Here is a 15362-nt window from a genome sequence, read left to right as displayed (position 1 = left end):
GACTGCGCGTAGTGCTCGTAGTGCTGGCTCTCCTCCTGCTACTTCCGCCACCCACTCCCGCGTTCGCCGCGACCACCGTGTACGAGGCGGAACGCGCGGCTCGCACGGACGCCGCCGTGGAGTCGAACCACCTGGGCTTCACCGGCACCGGATTCGTCAACTACGACAACACCATCGGAAGCTCCCTCTCGTTCACCGTGCACGCGGCCGTCGCCGGCGGACACGCACTGACGTTCCGCTTCGCCAACGGCACCGGCGCAGACCGCTCGCTCGACGTGGTCGTGAACGGCACGCCATACGCGATCTCCTTCCCCAGCACGGGAAGCTGGACGGCATGGGCGACGCGAACGCTCCGCGTCAACCTCAAGCATGGGACGAACGTCGTGCGCGCCACCGCGACCACGGCCGAAGGCGGGCCGAACCTCGACTCGCTGTCCGTCGACAACGGCGTCACCGCGCCGAGCCCAAGCGACTGGTCCACCGCGGTGGTGGACTCGACGATGGCGCGACGGCCCGCCACGTCGCTCGGCCTCGGCTACACCGACGCGTTGTTCCTGCACGCGGCTTTCCAGGTCTACCAACGCACTCACGACACCCGCTACCTCAACTATGTCAAGGCGTGGGGTTCGGCGCGTGTCGCTGCGGACGGCAGCACGGGCAAACCGTACAACGACCTCGACAGCATGCTCGTGGGCAACGTCTTCCTCGACCTCGCGCAAGCCACCGGCGATTCGCGCTACCGCCTGGCCGCGAACAGGATCGTCACGCGGATCGCGACCTACCCGCGGGCCAGCGACGGCGCCCTGATCCACAACGTCGCGTTCACCGGTCAACTCTGGTCGGACGGTGCCTTCATGGCACAGCCGTTCCTGGCTCGCGCAGGTGACCACACCGGCCCGCCGCGTCAGCTGCTGACCTACTTCGAGCACTTGCGCAACGAAGACGCCCTGCTGCGCCACGCCTATGACGAGACCCGCCGCTCCGAGTGGGCCGACACCAGCGGGCGCTCGCCGGAGGTGTGGTGCCGGGCGGTCGGGTGGTTCGGCATGGCCACCGTCGACGTGCTCGAAGAACTTCCGCGCACGCATCCGGACCGGGCCGCGCTCGTCGAGATTGTCCGGTACCTCGCGGACGGCTACCGGCGCTGGCAGGATCCCGCAACCGGTCGGTGGTTCCAGCTGCCCGTCAAACCGGGTCTGGCAGGCAACTGGACCGAGACATCGTGCTCGGCGATGTTCACCTACACCCTCGCGCGGGCGGTCGAGCGAGGCTACGTGAGCCCGGCGTTCTGGCCGGTGGCGCAACGCGGGTACCGCGGCGTACTGGCGAAGGTGTCCATCGGCTCGGACGGCCGGACCAGGATCTCCGACGTCGTGATCGGCACGAACGTCGGCGATGCCCGGTACTACCTGGAGCGCCCGCGAATGGACAACGACTTCCACGGGCTCGGCGCGTTCCTGATCATGAACGAAGAGCTGAGATCGTTGACTCCTATTGAGCGTTTTTCATCCTGGTCGGCCCGCAACCGCGGGTCGCAAAGTTGCACGTCGATGGGTGTCGCATGCGCCGCAGGCGCATAACCCACCTACGACACCTGCACCGCCGCGGGTTCACGGTGCCCACCACTCCGGGGTTCCCTCGGCGAGGACGGCCCTGACGCCGTGTATTGGACATACATAAGTCAGGGCACCCACAGACCAGGGAGCCTCTGAGGTTCCGCCACCCGCACCGCCACGCAAAACGAGGCTGGAAAAACCTCATTGCGGCCGCAGCCGCGACACTTGAGTAATTACCGGTGTGAGCTGTCGCAAGCGCGCAGCGCCTGGCCTACCCTCGCAGCTCGCACCGCCGCGGGTTCTCAGGCAATGCCCGCCCTTGGGCTCCCTGCGAGGCCGTGCCCCTCCGCCGCGTATTGGACATACATCAGGAGGGGCACCCACAGTCCGGGGAACGCCTGAGGTTCCGCTACCCGCACCGCTACGCAAAACGGGGTCGCCGGACATTTCGCGGAATATCCAACGGAATAGGCGCTGACCTGCGGTGATGGCTGCGGCGGGCGGGGTTCGCTCGTTGAGTGGGGATGCCGGGGTTATGTCCGGAGGTGGGCGGTGTCGTTGTGGGTGAGCAGGGTTCAGCGCCATCCGGCGTCGGGCCTGGTCCAGGCGAGGGGTTGTTGTTCTCAAGCGGGTGATGCTGGCGTAGTGCACGGCGAACGCGGCGCTGGCGCGGAGGCCGGCGGTGCGGTTGAGGAAGAGGTGCGTGGCGGCGGTGACGGTTTCGCCGTGGCCGACGATCAGCACGGTGCCGCCGGCGTGCTGGGCGAGGCGTGGGCCTCGCCGGTGAACCGGCCGGCGCGCAGCAACGTGGTGGGCGAGGTTCGCCGCGGCTGGGCCGCCGGTGGCGACGGTGTCCAGCCCGGCCGCCAGGGCGTGCGGATCACCGACGGGCACGACCTGGCCGGCATTCCCGGCGAGTTCGGCCATGTTCACGACGTCGGTGGCGCTCACGGGGACGGCGTGGGCGAGGTAGTCGGCGATCGCGCCGCTGCCCTGGAAGCTGGGGTGTGGCCGGTACGGGAACACCCCAGCCGCGCTGGCGTGGACCAGCGCGGCACGGTCGGCGGGGCCGAGGTAGCCGGGCACCACGACCAACTCGCTGGCCCCAACCGGCGGCGGGCGGCCGGTGAACGCGCGCAGGTCGACGCCGGCCTGCGCGGGGTCGTTCCAGAAGTACCCGGCCAGCACGATCCGCGCCGGGGACCGCATCCGCTGGAGCGCGTCGCGCAGCAGCCCGGCGTCTTTCCACGGCACGGCGTAGCCGTAGAGGCTGATCACCGGCAGCCCTGGCGGGACGCTCAGTGCCGCAGCGAGCTCCGGCAGGGCCGCGGCAACGGTGTGCGGCGGGATGGCGGTGGGCAGCCACGCCACCCCGGCCGGGGAGTGTCCCGGCGAGCCGGTGCCGCGCGTACTGTCCGAAGTAGACATGTCCATCCATGATGTGGATCGCTTGCCGCGTAAGGCGATCCCAGTGCGGGTCGGGCACATGGTCGCGCAACAAGGTCGGGGCGAGGGTGTGCACGTGGTAGACCACCGGCGGCCTTGACCGGCCGGTGTGGGCCCATAGCGCCACGCCTGATCGACGCGGTGAACACGTGGCGCCCCGCGATCCGCATCGATGCGCAGGAAGGTTGGTCGCTGCAGTTGGACGGTGCACTGAGCGACGGCGGTCTCGACCTGGTCGTCTCGCACACCTTGCCGGATCGGGTCGAGTACGGCCGTCAGCCGTTGCGCCAAGAAGCGTTGCGGCGCTGGTCGGCTCGCGGCATGCATTCGCTGGACGCCAAGGCGTCTCGTTGCGCGACTTCGCCGGCCAGACGTTTCGCTTCTACAAGTCGCAGCTGGCGCCTGCTCACCACGCCACGCTGATGGCGGCGCTGCGGCGGACCGGCGAGAAGTTCACCTACCAAGAGGACCCGATTCCCGGGATGAAGCACCTCGACCTGCATGACGGCAAGAGCTTCACGCTCGTGCCGGATTCGATGGCGCAGCATCTTGTCACGACGGATGTCGCCGCAGTCCCGCTCACGGACTCTGATCTCCCGACCTTCAACCTCGAGCTCGTATGGCGGAAGGAGGGCCTCGCTCCGGCAACAGCACTCGTCGTCTCCGCGGCGGATGCGCTCGGCCGAGGGCAGCGCTGGATCAGCTGACCCGAGCGGGTTCGTGAAGCATCTGCCTCGGCGAGGACACCGAAGGCCAGGTGCTGATCATCAACGGCCAACACAGGATCCGCGCCATGCTCGACGCCGGCGCCACCCAGACGGTGCTGCAGCGCGAAGAACTCATCACCCCGGACGAGCGGCCACAGCACGACTAGCAACGGCGGTCTGCCTTCGATCGCGCGCAGTGAAGACATCTACGGCAAAGACATCAGTAAGCCAGACCCCGCCGCGGGATGCGCGTGGCGTAGTGCAAGATATGCCGCCAAGGCGTTGGCAAAGTCTTGCGCTGCAACTCGTGAAAGGAAGCGATACGAAGTGTTTCGCGAGGTCCCGGTACTTCCGGTGGTAGTTCCCGCTGCGGCAGCGATCTTCCTGGCCATGCTGTGGTACCTGCACAGCCGCGGCCGCCTGTCGGTGCCACGTGCCGCCGTCGCGCTCGCACTCTGTGTCTACGCCGCCGGCGTCGTCGCGAACACAGTATTCCCAATCTATTTGAACAAGTCCTTCACCTCGCAATGGAAGGTCTACTTCGAGCCGCTCGCGGACTATGGGGTCGGCGACGCGGTGAAGAACATCCTGGTCTTCGTGCCTGTTGGGATAATTGTGCCGCTACTGCTGGCCAAAGCCTCCTGGTGGCGTGTGGTGGCCGCGGCAGCGGCGTTCAGTCTGGCGATCGAGCTGACCCAGTTCCTCACTGACAACCTCTTGGGCGGCGGCCATTTGGCCGATGCGAACGATCTGTTCTTCAATGTGATCGGCGGCGTGCTGGGTTTCGGCTTGTTCGCCGCGTTGTCTCGGGTGCCTGCTGTTGCTGTTTTTATCAACCGGTTCCGCTGGCACTGACCCGCGTCCTGCGGCGCGGCGGTGGCAGATCGGTCAGTCCTCAGCTGTCGTATGTCGTGGGATGTGACCGCGTGTTCACTGACCGCCGCAGTGCGAGATGGGAAGCAATTGCTCCGGGGCAGGTAGGGCGTGCCGGTGAGTAATCCGTCTGGAAACGGGGCGCGCCACTAGCTGCGTTGCCCTGGCGGGTGCACGGATGTCCTTTCGGCGCGCACTACAGCACCGTCTCCCGGCCGCCGGCGCCCCGGCGAGGTCCAGGCGGGTGGACATCCGGCCGTAGGGGTTGATGTGGGTCCAGAACAGCGGCGTGAGCGCGCGCCGCTCATCCGGGCCGATGAGGTCGTGGAAGCGCGGGACTTCCAGGACCGCCTGCAGCAGCAGGGTGTTGACGTGCACCAGCGCGGACTGGAGCAGGTGCAGAGTCCGGCTTCCTCGGCGAGCGATTTGACGGTGAGCTGACCGTTGGAACGTAGCGGGACACCGATGAGCAGGCGAACCATGGCCTCGGTGATTGCCCGGACCTCGGCGGCGCCCTCGGTCCGGCTGGTGGCGGTGGCCTCGGCCGCTTGGGTCAGCGCGTCACGGATGGCGGTGGCGATCTCGGCTGCCGAGTGGTGTTCCGGCTGCGGTTGCTCGGTCACTGGGGTTCCTCTGATGAGTCCGGGTGGATGCGAGTGGCCTGGTGGCGAGCGATGATCTCCTTCAGTGCGGACTGGCGCTGCTGTAGGCGTTCGCGGATCGGCAGCGGAGCCAGACCGTCGGTGATATCGGCGTCGATCCGGTCGACCTCGGCCTGGATGCGCTCGATGTGGGTGTCGGTGCGGGAGATATTCGCGCAGGAACTGTGGCATCGGTCCTGGCTCGGGGTGCGCCGGGGCCGAGTTCCCGGCTTGCCCCGGTTGGGATCGCAGAGCGCCTTGAGCGGGTCGTGGTTGCAGGTCAGCAGTGCCTCGGGGTGGTCGAAGACCTGCAGGCGGGGATTGTCCAGCAGCGCCTTGTATTGGCGTTTGGAGGCGAAGCCGCCTGCGTAGGCGGCCTGGAACTCCTGGGCGGCGGCGATGTAGTGGGTGGCGGCTGGGCCGCTGACGCCCTCCCCGTTGTCGAGCCGCTCGGCGGCCGCAGCGAGGGTGTCGGCGGTGGCCAGTGCCTGCTCGAGGTCGAGGATCTGCAGAATGTCCACGTGGGAGCGGCCGCCGTAGGACTCCGCCAGCGACGCCCGCAAATGTCCATATTGGACGCCGAGTGCGATTCGCCCGCCGGGCTGTCTGTTGATGAACCAGGCGACGGTGCGCCTCAGCAGCCGCAGGGTGACCGCGCCGTCCGGGTCGGCAGGGATCACTTCGTGGTCGCGTCCGTGTGCGGCGGCGAGGGTGTTCGCCCAGGCGGTGAACCGCGCGATCCGCGCGTTGGCGGTTCTCACGCTGAGGCTGACGTGCAGGCCAGGGTGGGTGACGGTTCGAGAACCCTAGCCACGGCAACGTCGCCAGCTGCAACCCCGGCCCAAGCTTGTTCGGAGCCCCGCGGGTCGTGCGATGCACCCACTCAACATCCTCGGCGGCCGGCTGGAAATACCGCACCAGCTCGTCGCGGCCCACCTCAACCGGCCACGACTCCAACTCCCGGATCTCACTCGCGGAGAAGAACTGCGTCGCCACAGCCCACCGCCAACCCGCGCTCACCCGACCCGAACGCGAAAGATCATCTCGAGCACCGACCACACCACCAACGCCGGGGTGTGATCACCGCAGGTCAGCGCCTATTCCGTTGGATATTCCGCGAAATGTCCGGCGACCCCAAAACGAGCCTGGAATCAATCAGCTGAGATCGTCACGGTGAACGTGCCGTCGTGCGGCACGGTGAGGATGTGCATCCGGCGGCCGGGGTAGGTGATCGAGGCGGGCCTGATCGCGGGCTGCCGCGGCTGTGCCCAGTCGAATCGCAGCACCACCCGGCCGCGGGTGAGCGTCAGCCCTCCCGCGTCGAGTGCGACGGTGTCGGAGTCCTTCACCACCAACGGGATCTGCTCGGTTGCCGGTGCGTTCGCCCGCACCGACCTCGTCATCTGGTCGGGCTGCACGGTCACGTCGGTGACGACCGAGCCGCTCGCGGTGCGGTAGCGGAACCGGTACGGCTCGCCGCCCAGGAACTCCGCCTGCTGCGGTCCGTTCGCGTCCGGCACGTGGCCCGGGAAGACCGTCGCCCAGCAGGCGTGGTCGTTGTTGTTCATCGACTGGACGACCGTGCCCGCCACCGGGTGCCACAGGAACGTCAGACCGGTGCGGGCCAGCGAGGTCGCGCGCCTCGTGCCGAAGTAGCCGCCGAGGTAGAACTGCGGCCTGCGCAGGAACAGGAAGTTCTGCCCCTGGTCGCTGCGGATCTCGGTGAAGTGCGCCCGGCGGTATGGAAGTTCCGCGATCGCGGCCGTGCGCTGGGCACGGGTTGGATAGCGCTCGCCGTAGATCGAGTGGCTGAGGATGCGCGGTGAGGTGTCGGGTTTGACGAGTGCGGGCACCGGTGCCGGGTCCGCTGCCCAGGCCGCCCGTGCGGCGACGAGGTCTTCGCGGCTGGACAGGAACGCGGACAAGTTCGGCACCACCGGCACGAACTGGTTGTTCAGCGCGGTACGTTCCGGGTCCGGCCGCACGTCGGCGTAGAACCGCGACGTGGTGCGGGAGTTCGGGGCGACGTTGGCGAACCAGCCGGAGCCGTCGGGTTCGCGCAGCAGGTTGTAGCCGAGCCAGTCGGTGTACCGGCGCGTCATCGTGACGAGGTTGGCGTCGTTGGACTGGCGCCACGCGTCGGCCATCTCCGGCAGCATCACCTCGAAGTTGTAGTTGGTGTCCGCGCCGGTCTCCTCGTAGAAGAAGCCCGCGGGACTCTGCCCGTTCGCGGCAAGGCGCGCGAACGCCTCGGTCAACCGCTGCCGCAGCGAGGGATCGGGGGCCTGGTTCAGCGCGAGCGCGGCACCGGCGAGCCCGGCGGTGACCTGGTTCGCGTAGTGGATCGTGGGCTGCCAGACGCGACCGTTGGCCGGGTTGAGGAGCCACGTCATCGCTGTGCGCAGCGCCGAAGTGATCTGCGCCTGGCGTTGCGTCAGGACGTTCGCCTTGCGCAGCAGGGCGTTGGTCTTGCTCAGGTACCCCATCGCGAAGCCGGTGGCGGCGAGCGAGTGCTCGGTCGGCGAGTACTCCGGCCACGAGCCGTCGGCGTGCTGCAACCCCAGGTAGTGCCCGAGCCCGGCGTCGAGCGCGGCGAGCAGATCCGCGCTGCCCCGGTACGGGTTCCACGTTCGGGACTGCGTGGCGAACCAGGCGAGCGTGTAGACGTGCTCCTGGACGCGGGCGTTGTACGACACCGCCGGGCTGCGCCACCAGCCTCCGGCGAAGAAGCCGCTCGAGTCCATGTCGGCGACCATCGGTGAGACCGCTCTGAGGTACGGCGCGAACCGCTGCTCCTCGGGTGCGAACAGGCGCCGGATCGGTGTGGTGGGCGGCGGCGCGGGCAGTGCGACTGCGCGGGCCGGCAATGCGGCGAGCAGTCCGAGAGCGGCGGCGCCGGTCATCAGGCTGCGACGGCTGAACATGGTCACGGGCCTACCTCCTTGTGGGCGGTAACGCTCGTCGGCTCGGCAGCCGCAGGTCAAGATGATAATTCGAATTAGGTTTTTCCAACCTCGTTTTGCGTGGCGGTGCGGGTAGCGGAACCTCAGAGGCTCCCTGGTCTGTGGGTGCCCCTCCTGATGTATGTCCAATACACGGCGGAGGGGCCGTCCTCGCCAGGAAGCCTCTGAGAACCCGCGGCGGTGCGAGTGTCGTAGGTGGGCTATGCGCCTGCGGCGCATGCGACACCTCATCGACGTGCCGCTTTGCGCCCCGCGGCTGCGGGCCGACCAGGATGAAAAGGCTCAATTATTAGTGCTTGACGACACGTGGGCCGACGACGCAGAATCGCTGCCAATTCGAATTGGCAAGCGGGAGTGCTCGTGGCCCGACGGCTCACCCAGCGGGACATCGCCAGGATGGCAGGAGTCAGCCAGGCCACGGTGTCGCTGGTGCTCAACAACCGGCGGGACGGCAACGTCCGGATCGCGCCGGAGACCCGTGCGCAGGTGCTGGAGGTGATTCGGAAGACCGGCTACGTCGCGAACCCGATCGCCCGCAGACTGCACGACCGGCGCAACCGCATCCTCGGCGTGTTCACCTACGAGACGGTGTTCCCGAGCACCCGTGCGAACTTCTACCAGCCGTTCCTCGAAGGCATCGAGGAACGGGCCGAGGATGTCGGCTGCGACCTGTTGCTGTTCACCAGCGCCAAGGCCGCTGGGGCGCGGCGGCGGATCTTCAGCGACGACAGCCGGGTGCGGCTCGCCGACGGCAGTCTGCTGCTCGGTCGCACGGTCGACCGCGACGACCTGGCCCAGCTGCTCGCCGAAGGCATCCCGTACGTCTCCATCGGACGGCGCGACGACGCGGGCGGCCCGGTGCCGCACGTCGGCGCCGACTACCGCACCGCGGTGCGAGACCTGGTGGACCGCGCGGTCGCGCTCGGCCACCGCGGGTTCGCGTACGTGGGGCCCGGTGCGGGCGCGGAGTCGTCCGCGGATCGGCTGCAAGGCTTCCACGAAGCCGTTGCCGCACATGGCGTCCAAGGGGTGCATGTGCAGACCGCACGGCTCGACCAGCTGCGCGAAGCGGGCGTCACCGCCGTGCTCACCGAAGAGGTGTCGGACGGGGCCGCGATCGTGCTCGCCGGACGCGCGCGCGGGCTCGCCGTGCCGGGCGACCTCGCCGTGCTCTCGCTCGGCGCCGCTACCCGGCCGGCACCGGACGACGTGGCGCTCACCGGTTTCCGCATCCCCAGGCGCGAGATGGGGCGCCGGGCGGTGCAGGCACTGACGGAGGCGCTCGAACACGGCACCACACCTCAGGAACTGCTCCCGTGCGAGTTCGTCGAGGGCGCGACGCTGGGCGCACCACGCCTTTGACCCAGCGGAACCGTTGCTCGACCGCACCACGGACGTCGTCGTCGTTGGCAACGGACTCGGCGGTGTCGCCGTCGCGCTCGCGTTGCTGCGCGCGGGCCGCCGGGTCGTGCTCACCGAGGAGTACGACTGGCTCGGCGGCCAGCTGACCAGCCAGGCCGTGCCGCCCGACGAGCACAGCTGGGTGGAGTGCTTCGGCGTCACCGCAAGCTACCGGGCGTTGCGCGACGGCATCCGCGACTACTGCCGCCGCCACTACCCGCTGACCCCGCGCGCACGGGCGCGACGGGTTCACCCCGCACGACTTCATCGGGCTTGGCGAGTGGACCAAGATGCGCTGGTGGCGCAGTACGAGGCGAGGCGCGTCATGACTGGCGACGACCAAAGCACTTGCCGCGAAAGGGGAATCGTCACCAGCGAACAGGGCCTGATCGGTTGCGCGTTACCGCAGAACGGTTGTCGCGCCCCGGCTCAGCGGCAGGAAGAGGGAGTTGGCGAGGCCGAACCCGACATCCGCGACACGGAGAAGCAGACATCGTCCTCCGTCAGCCGGAACGCAGAATTCGTCGCCTGTTCGAAAGTCTCAGGATCGGCGTGGGTGTGGAAGCACAGCTTCGGGTCGCCGGTCGTTCCCGACGTGAACAAGCCGAAGCCTGCCGCATCAGCGCCGCCGGTGAAGTACGGCGCCTGGTCGGGGGCGCGCAGCTTGTCCGGGTCGATGACGGGCGCGCTGAACCGGGACGCCAGCGCGGGAGCGCAGATCACCCCCGCGGGATCGGCGATCTCCTCTGCCTTGCGAAGCTCGTCGACGTGCAGGTCCGTGTTGACCGGGATCGCGACCATCCCGGCCCGCAGCGCCCCGAGGAACGACCAGACGAAGTCGATGCCGTCCGGCAGCGCCAGCAGTACCCGGTCGCCCGGCGTCAGCCCGGCCCCCAGCAGCGCGGCGGCGGCACGCCCGGCCCCCTCGTGAACGTCGCCGTACGAATACCGGATGCCATCCGCTACATAGGCGGTCCGGTGCGCCCAGTTGTTGCGTTCGGCCAGCGAGGCCAGTCGTTCGACGAGATTCCCGAACATCGTCGGCTGATTTCCTTCCAGAAGCTGACTGGCGACCTCAATCGGAGATCGCAGGTGGGATTCTGTCCTGATGCACTGCATCCGAGGAGAACGCGCCAGTGGGTGTCGAAGCGCCCTTTTGCACGCAACGACAATTGTTGATCAAATTTCGCCAGTTGCGGCGAACTTCGGATTCTTTCGAGTCTTATGGGCAGTCAATATGACCCGAACCGCCGCCCTGCCTCAGCTCTGACTTAACGAAACTCCAGGTCAGGCAAATCCGACCGATTTTCCCGGATACTACGGCGACCCCGTGGAGGGCGGGCAGTGGACGTCTCGGCGAGGCGCCGTCGTTCCCGCACCCCTCGGGTGCCTGTAAAAAGGTGCCATCCCTGGTGTCCAAAGGGGCACAACCCCACAGGTTGTGCTACCTAGCCGTCAACCTGTGGCGATAGCGTGGTTCCGAATAGCTGTGATCAGCTTCACCCTTCGTGGCAATGGGAAGGAAGGAGCGCCGTGCGGTATGGCGTGGGCATCGACCTCGGAACATCCTTTACTTCAGCCGCCGTAGCAACCCCCACCGGGGTACGCATGGCAACCCTGTCCCCCGACATCGTCGTCCCCTCGATGGCCACCCCCGGCCCCGACGGCACCCTGCTCACCGGCCTCGCCGCCGCTAACTCCCGCAACGCCACCACCAACCCGGCCCTACTCGCCCGCGGCTTCAAACGCCGCCTCGGCGACCCCACCCGCCTCATGCTCGGCGGCGCCTCCTACACCCCCGCTGCCCTCATGGCCGCCCAACTGCGCGACGTACTCACCCACATCAGCACCGCCCATGGCGGCGGACCACCCGCCGCCATCACCCTTACCTGCCCCGCGATCTGGGGCCCCTACCGCCGCGAGCAATTCGCCGAGGTCCCCCGCCTCGCCGGCATCACCCACTACCAACTCATCACCGAACCCGAAGCCGCCGCCACCCACTACACCAACGAGCGCCGACTCGGCAACGGCGAAATCATCGCCGTCTACGACCTCGGCGGCGGCACCTTCGACACCACCATCCTCCGTGTCCAACCCCACGGCATGGAAATCCTCGGCACCCCCGAAGGCATCGAGCACATGGGCGGCATCGACTTCGATGACACCCTCCGCGCCCACCTCGACGACAAACTCGACGGCGCAATCAGCACCCTCGACCCCGAAGACCCCACCCACGCCACGGCCCTCGCCGCCATCCACACCCTCACCACCCACGCCAAAGAACAACTCTCCGCCGAACCCGACCTCACCCTCACCATTCCCCTCCCCACCGGAAACCACGAGGTCTACGTCTCCCGCCACGACCTCAACAACATGATCCGCCCCTCGCTGCAACTCACCACCGAGGCGCTTCACCGCACCATCACTTCAGCCGGCATCCACCCCGACGACGTCTCCGCCATCCTCCTCGCCGGCGGTTCCTCCCGAATCCCCCTCATCCACCAAACCCTCAGCCACGAATTCAACAAACCCATTCGCGCAGCCCTCCACCCCAAACACACCGTCGCCCTCGGCGCCGCCACCACCACAACTCGCACCGCCAAACCCCAACCCAGCAACAACCCCGTAACCCCAACCGAAATCATCCCCGTAACCCCAACCGAAATCATCACCACAAACGCCACACCACCCACCATCAGAACGTTCCCGCCAGCACTACCCAGCACCACACCACCCAAGAAAACCCGCAAGAAATGGCTCATCCCCCTCGCCGCGGGCATCACCGCCATTGCCGTCATCGCGACCATCACCACCTACGTCACCGCCAGCAACGCCGAAACGCATGGCCCCGAACCCATCGCCGGGAGCACGCAGCCCGGTGAGCCGTTGCCGGTGTTCGACGGCATGGCGGCGAAGCCGTGGGTCGGACTCATCGGCTCCGAGCAGGGCCGGACCGGCACCGAATTCTGGGTGAACGGGGCCCAGACCAAGGAAGGCCCGGTCACGGTACGGCTAGACGGCATGGGCGGACTCAAGATGAACTGGTCCGGCGGAGGCACCGGCCAGGTCTACTTCCAAAGCCAGCCAGGATCAGGCGGCAAACAAGACCTCTCACGCTACTTCGACAACGACGGTGCGATCGTCTTCGACGCGACACTGCACAGACTGCCGTCGGGCACCGTGTCGATGGAGGTGCACTGCACCTCCCCGTGTCGCGCAAGGGTCACCGCCACGAACCTGTTCAAGCGGCTGCCTGCCGGGAAGCCGGTGACAGTCAAGCTGCCGCTGCGCTGCTTCGTCGAGAACCGGGCCGAGCAATGGGATCCGACGGCTATCGACACTCCGTGGCTGGTGCACACCGACGGTTCGTTCGGGATGACGGTCTCCAAGGTGCGCTGGGAGGCAGGAGCGGCGAACGATCCCGACGCCACTCGTTGCGATCAGCTGTCCTGACCCTGGGACGCAGCTCCGGTGCTGATGAGCGCGTTCGTCAAATGGAAAAGCGACACCGCAAGTCTCCAACGATCGCCGGCTTGCCGGTTCAGTGAGACAGCGCGCCGGTGGAAGTTCACGGCTTCCTCTGGCTGTACGATTTCCAGATAGGTTTGGCCTGCTTCGTCGAGTGTCTGTGCTTCCCTGCCTCGGTCACGGAGCCGTTGCTGGATCGTCGCGGCTCGTTGGCATGGCACGAGTGCATCTCCGAGCTTGCCAAGGGCGCGCAGGACCCGGCAATGTTCCAGGAACAAGTGTGCCTCGGCCGCCTCGTTTCCGTGATCGCGGGCCAAACCCGAGCGTACTGTCGACAGCCTCCGCGGCCCGATCGGTCCTGCCCTGTTCACGTTCCAGCCGGCTGGTCAGATAGCATGCGTTACCCTCGCCTGCGTGGTCGTCTCGCCGAAGGCGCTACTGAGAGCCCCACACCGACCCTGCCCATCACCTGCACGCCGGACGGCGTCCCGGCACCGACGCTGCCCACTGCCGACGTCCCGCCGGTGAGCCAGGTGTTCCGGCCTATCCCATCGACTGCGTGCCCGCTGGAGACCCAGGCATTCCGGCTTTGGATACGCCGGCGGCACGACACGCGGATAGGTGAGTTGATGCCGGGCCGGTGGCCCGGCACCAACTCATCCGGCTCAGCGGGTCCAGACTGGTTCCGCTTCCGGGGGTCGACGGAGGGCGTCCATTGCTCGGTCTATGGCTACCGCGTCCAGTTCTGGGGGGGAGTAGGCCGGCGTCGCGGATGTGCGCCAATAGGTCCGGATCCGGGGCCAGGTGGTGGTGTTCCAGGTAGTACGCGATGGTGTCCGGCCAGATCCAGGTGCCGTCGGTGCGGAGGCTCATTGGGACGACCGCGCCGCGGGAGGGGTCGACGACGTCGTCCAGGGTGGCCGTCGTGATCATTAGGGCAGCGCCGGCGCGTAGGTAGTCGAGGATCTGGCCGCGTTCAGCCTCGTTGTCCATCCGGGGGTGGTCCGGGGCGAAGCTCGGGCCGGAAATCGGGTCCACCGCGTCGAAAACCCGCGCCACCGTGATTTCCGGCGTCTCGGTAGCAGCCCACAGGAGCGCGCCGTAAGCGCGGGCCGCGCGCTGGTACGTGGGCACCGGGCCGACGACCGGGGTGACCTCGACCTGCGGAGCCGCTTCACCGGCGGCGATGAGCGCTTGCTGCAGGCGAGCGGTGAGCGCGGGCAGGTCGTCATCGTCGGCTTCGACGACGTAGACCGCTCGCGGCGGCGGGTACGGTGCGCCATCCGGGGACATTCGCCATGCACGCCACATTCCGTGCGCGGCCGGCTCTCCACTGAGGACTTCGATCAGTGCTGCCACGACGGAATCGTCGTTGGAGCCACCGGAATCCGGTGGCTCGGCGCTGAACTGCCACACCAGCGGTGGATCGTCGATCACGGGTTCGATGCCTTGCAGGACGTCCAGCGATGCACCCTCCGTCTTGAAGACGGTCGCGAGCACGCCCAAATCCCCTTCGGTGAGCGGCAGGACGTACCGCGTGGCGGTGGATGCCACCGCGCGGGCAACCTCGTCGAGCCGGTCGTCCGCGAGCCAGGCACGAGCCTGCGTGACCAACTCGTCCGGTGCGAATCCGGCCTGCCGTAAAAGTACTTCGTGCATGGCGGCCGTTACGTCCGCTTTCTGGTCAGGTGTGGTCATTTCCTTCTCCTCGGCACGTTGTCGGTACCAAAACTCGGGCGGTCCGCCCGGTCATGCTTCACTCGTCATCCGGTGCTGACATTCCGCAAATACTGCTCGGCTGCCAGCATCCCCTCCAGCTTCGACGCGATCTTGTCCACCTGCTCCGGGGTCCAGCTCCCCAACTGCGCCCACTGAGCCGTTCCGAGTAACGGTTCGCGACGCTGTGTGATCTTGGGGCGCGCCGAGCGGGGATGCGTGTGAAGACGCGGGATCCCTGCTACGAAGTGGTCTTCGCACAGATCAACTTCACAGGGACCCCGCGTGTCTACGAGTGTCACATATACCGCTGTTCTGGAGGTATCCGAGGACAGCGTCTTGTTCCTGTCCGGACTGCTGCACGCCGAGCGTCTCCGGCGGGGTACCCGCAAGGGACGGCGTGCGATGGGGACCTGCAAGCAGGCCGTTTTGGTGCTGCGCTGGTTCCCGGAAGACACCCGGATGGCGGCGCTGGCCAGGGACAACGCCGTCGCCATGTCGACGGCGTATGAGTACCGGGACGAGGGCATTTCGGTGCTCGCCGCGCGCCGGCCGTCGCTGCACGGGGCGCTGCTGACGGCCAAGGCGACT

Annotated in this window: 12 protein-coding genes and 3 pseudogenes; 7 read left to right on the top strand and 8 right to left on the bottom strand. The window is 67.6% G+C overall.

Annotated elements, in window-relative coordinates; translation table 11 throughout:
* Positions 1 to 11: 11 nt before the first annotated feature.
* The gene (locus AB0H93_RS41895) at positions 12 to 1580 is read left to right on the top strand and encodes a glycoside hydrolase family 88 protein (protein ID WP_358581958.1); all 1569 of its coding nucleotides are present in this window, start codon (positions 12 to 14) and stop codon (positions 1578 to 1580) included.
* A gap of 177 nt (positions 1581 to 1757) precedes the next feature.
* Here AB0H93_RS41895 and AB0H93_RS41890 read toward each other — a convergent pair whose 3' ends face one another.
* A complete protein-coding gene (locus AB0H93_RS41890) occupies positions 1758 to 2984 on the bottom strand; it encodes a glycosyltransferase (protein ID WP_358581955.1) in 1227 nt (408 codons plus the stop codon).
* A 368-nt stretch (positions 2985 to 3352) separates the two neighbouring features.
* Here AB0H93_RS41890 and AB0H93_RS41885 point away from each other — a divergent pair, with 368 nt between their 5' ends.
* Together AB0H93_RS41885 and AB0H93_RS41880 are read left to right on the top strand one after the other, a co-directional pair.
* Positions 3353 to 3709 carry a hypothetical protein gene (locus AB0H93_RS41885; protein WP_358581952.1) on the top strand — a complete coding sequence of 119 codons (357 nt, stop codon included), beginning with the start codon at positions 3353 to 3355 and terminating at the stop codon, positions 3707 to 3709.
* A gap of 327 nt (positions 3710 to 4036) precedes the next feature.
* Positions 4037 to 4564: a VanZ family protein gene (locus tag AB0H93_RS41880; protein ID WP_358581949.1), complete on the top strand. Its 528-nt coding sequence runs from the start codon at positions 4037 to 4039 to the stop codon at positions 4562 to 4564.
* Between the two features lie 75 nt (positions 4565 to 4639).
* Here the strand turns inward: AB0H93_RS41880 and AB0H93_RS41875 are convergent, their stop codons facing one another.
* From AB0H93_RS41875 to AB0H93_RS41860, 4 genes and pseudogenes are all read right to left on the bottom strand, one after another.
* On the bottom strand, positions 4640 to 5008 hold the full coding sequence (locus AB0H93_RS41875; RefSeq protein ID WP_358582015.1) for a Tn3 family transposase: 369 nt from the start codon (positions 5006 to 5008) through the stop codon (positions 4640 to 4642).
* Positions 5009 to 5201: 193 nt separating this feature from the next.
* On the bottom strand, positions 5202 to 5984 hold the full coding sequence (locus tag AB0H93_RS41870) for a hypothetical protein (protein ID WP_358581947.1): 783 nt from the start codon (positions 5982 to 5984) through the stop codon (positions 5202 to 5204).
* A gap of 40 nt (positions 5985 to 6024) precedes the next feature.
* Positions 6025 to 6219: pseudogene (locus AB0H93_RS41865) on the bottom strand (DUF4158 domain-containing protein); the annotation flags it as partial.
* A 155-nt stretch (positions 6220 to 6374) separates the two neighbouring features.
* Positions 6375 to 8147: a hypothetical protein gene (locus AB0H93_RS41860; protein ID WP_358582013.1), complete on the bottom strand. Its 1773-nt coding sequence runs from the start codon at positions 8145 to 8147 to the stop codon at positions 6375 to 6377.
* A 399-nt stretch (positions 8148 to 8546) separates the two neighbouring features.
* Here AB0H93_RS41860 and AB0H93_RS41855 point away from each other — a divergent pair, with 399 nt between their 5' ends.
* The gene (locus AB0H93_RS41855; RefSeq protein WP_358581945.1) at positions 8547 to 9548 is read left to right on the top strand and encodes a LacI family DNA-binding transcriptional regulator; all 1002 of its coding nucleotides are present in this window, start codon (positions 8547 to 8549) and stop codon (positions 9546 to 9548) included.
* Between the two features lie 13 nt (positions 9549 to 9561).
* Positions 9562 to 9816, top strand: a pseudogene (locus AB0H93_RS41850) (FAD-dependent oxidoreductase); the annotation flags it as partial.
* Positions 9817 to 10016: 200 nt separating this feature from the next.
* On the opposite strand, the gene AB0H93_RS41845 reads toward AB0H93_RS41850, so the two are convergent.
* Entirely contained in the window at positions 10017 to 10625 is a 609-nt protein-coding gene (locus AB0H93_RS41845; protein WP_358581942.1) for an AMP-binding protein, read from the bottom strand.
* A 570-nt stretch (positions 10626 to 11195) separates the two neighbouring features.
* Between AB0H93_RS41845 and AB0H93_RS41840 the strand changes: the two genes are divergently transcribed.
* Positions 11196 to 13040 carry an Hsp70 family protein gene (locus tag AB0H93_RS41840; protein ID WP_358581939.1) on the top strand — a complete coding sequence of 615 codons (1845 nt, stop codon included), beginning with the start codon at positions 11196 to 11198 and terminating at the stop codon, positions 13038 to 13040.
* Here AB0H93_RS41840 and AB0H93_RS41835 read toward each other — a convergent pair.
* A complete protein-coding gene (locus AB0H93_RS41835; protein ID WP_358581937.1) occupies positions 13028 to 13426 on the bottom strand; it encodes a tetratricopeptide repeat protein in 399 nt (132 codons plus the stop codon). The genes AB0H93_RS41840 and AB0H93_RS41835 overlap by 13 nt on opposite strands.
* Positions 13427 to 13598: 172 nt before the next feature.
* Positions 13599 to 14753: a hypothetical protein gene (locus AB0H93_RS41830; protein ID WP_358581935.1), complete on the bottom strand. Its 1155-nt coding sequence runs from the start codon at positions 14751 to 14753 to the stop codon at positions 13599 to 13601.
* A gap of 303 nt (positions 14754 to 15056) precedes the next feature.
* Between AB0H93_RS41830 and AB0H93_RS41825 the strand changes: the two are divergent.
* Positions 15057 to 15362, top strand: a pseudogene (locus AB0H93_RS41825) (IS5/IS1182 family transposase); the annotation flags it as partial.

It is taken from the genome of Saccharopolyspora sp. NPDC050642 (genome assembly GCF_040654735.1).
GTDB classification, from domain to species: domain Bacteria; phylum Actinomycetota; class Actinomycetes; order Mycobacteriales; family Pseudonocardiaceae; genus Saccharopolyspora; species Saccharopolyspora elongata.
Note: the sequence above shows the minus strand (reverse complement) of the source record. Positions and strands in the feature narration are given on the sequence as shown.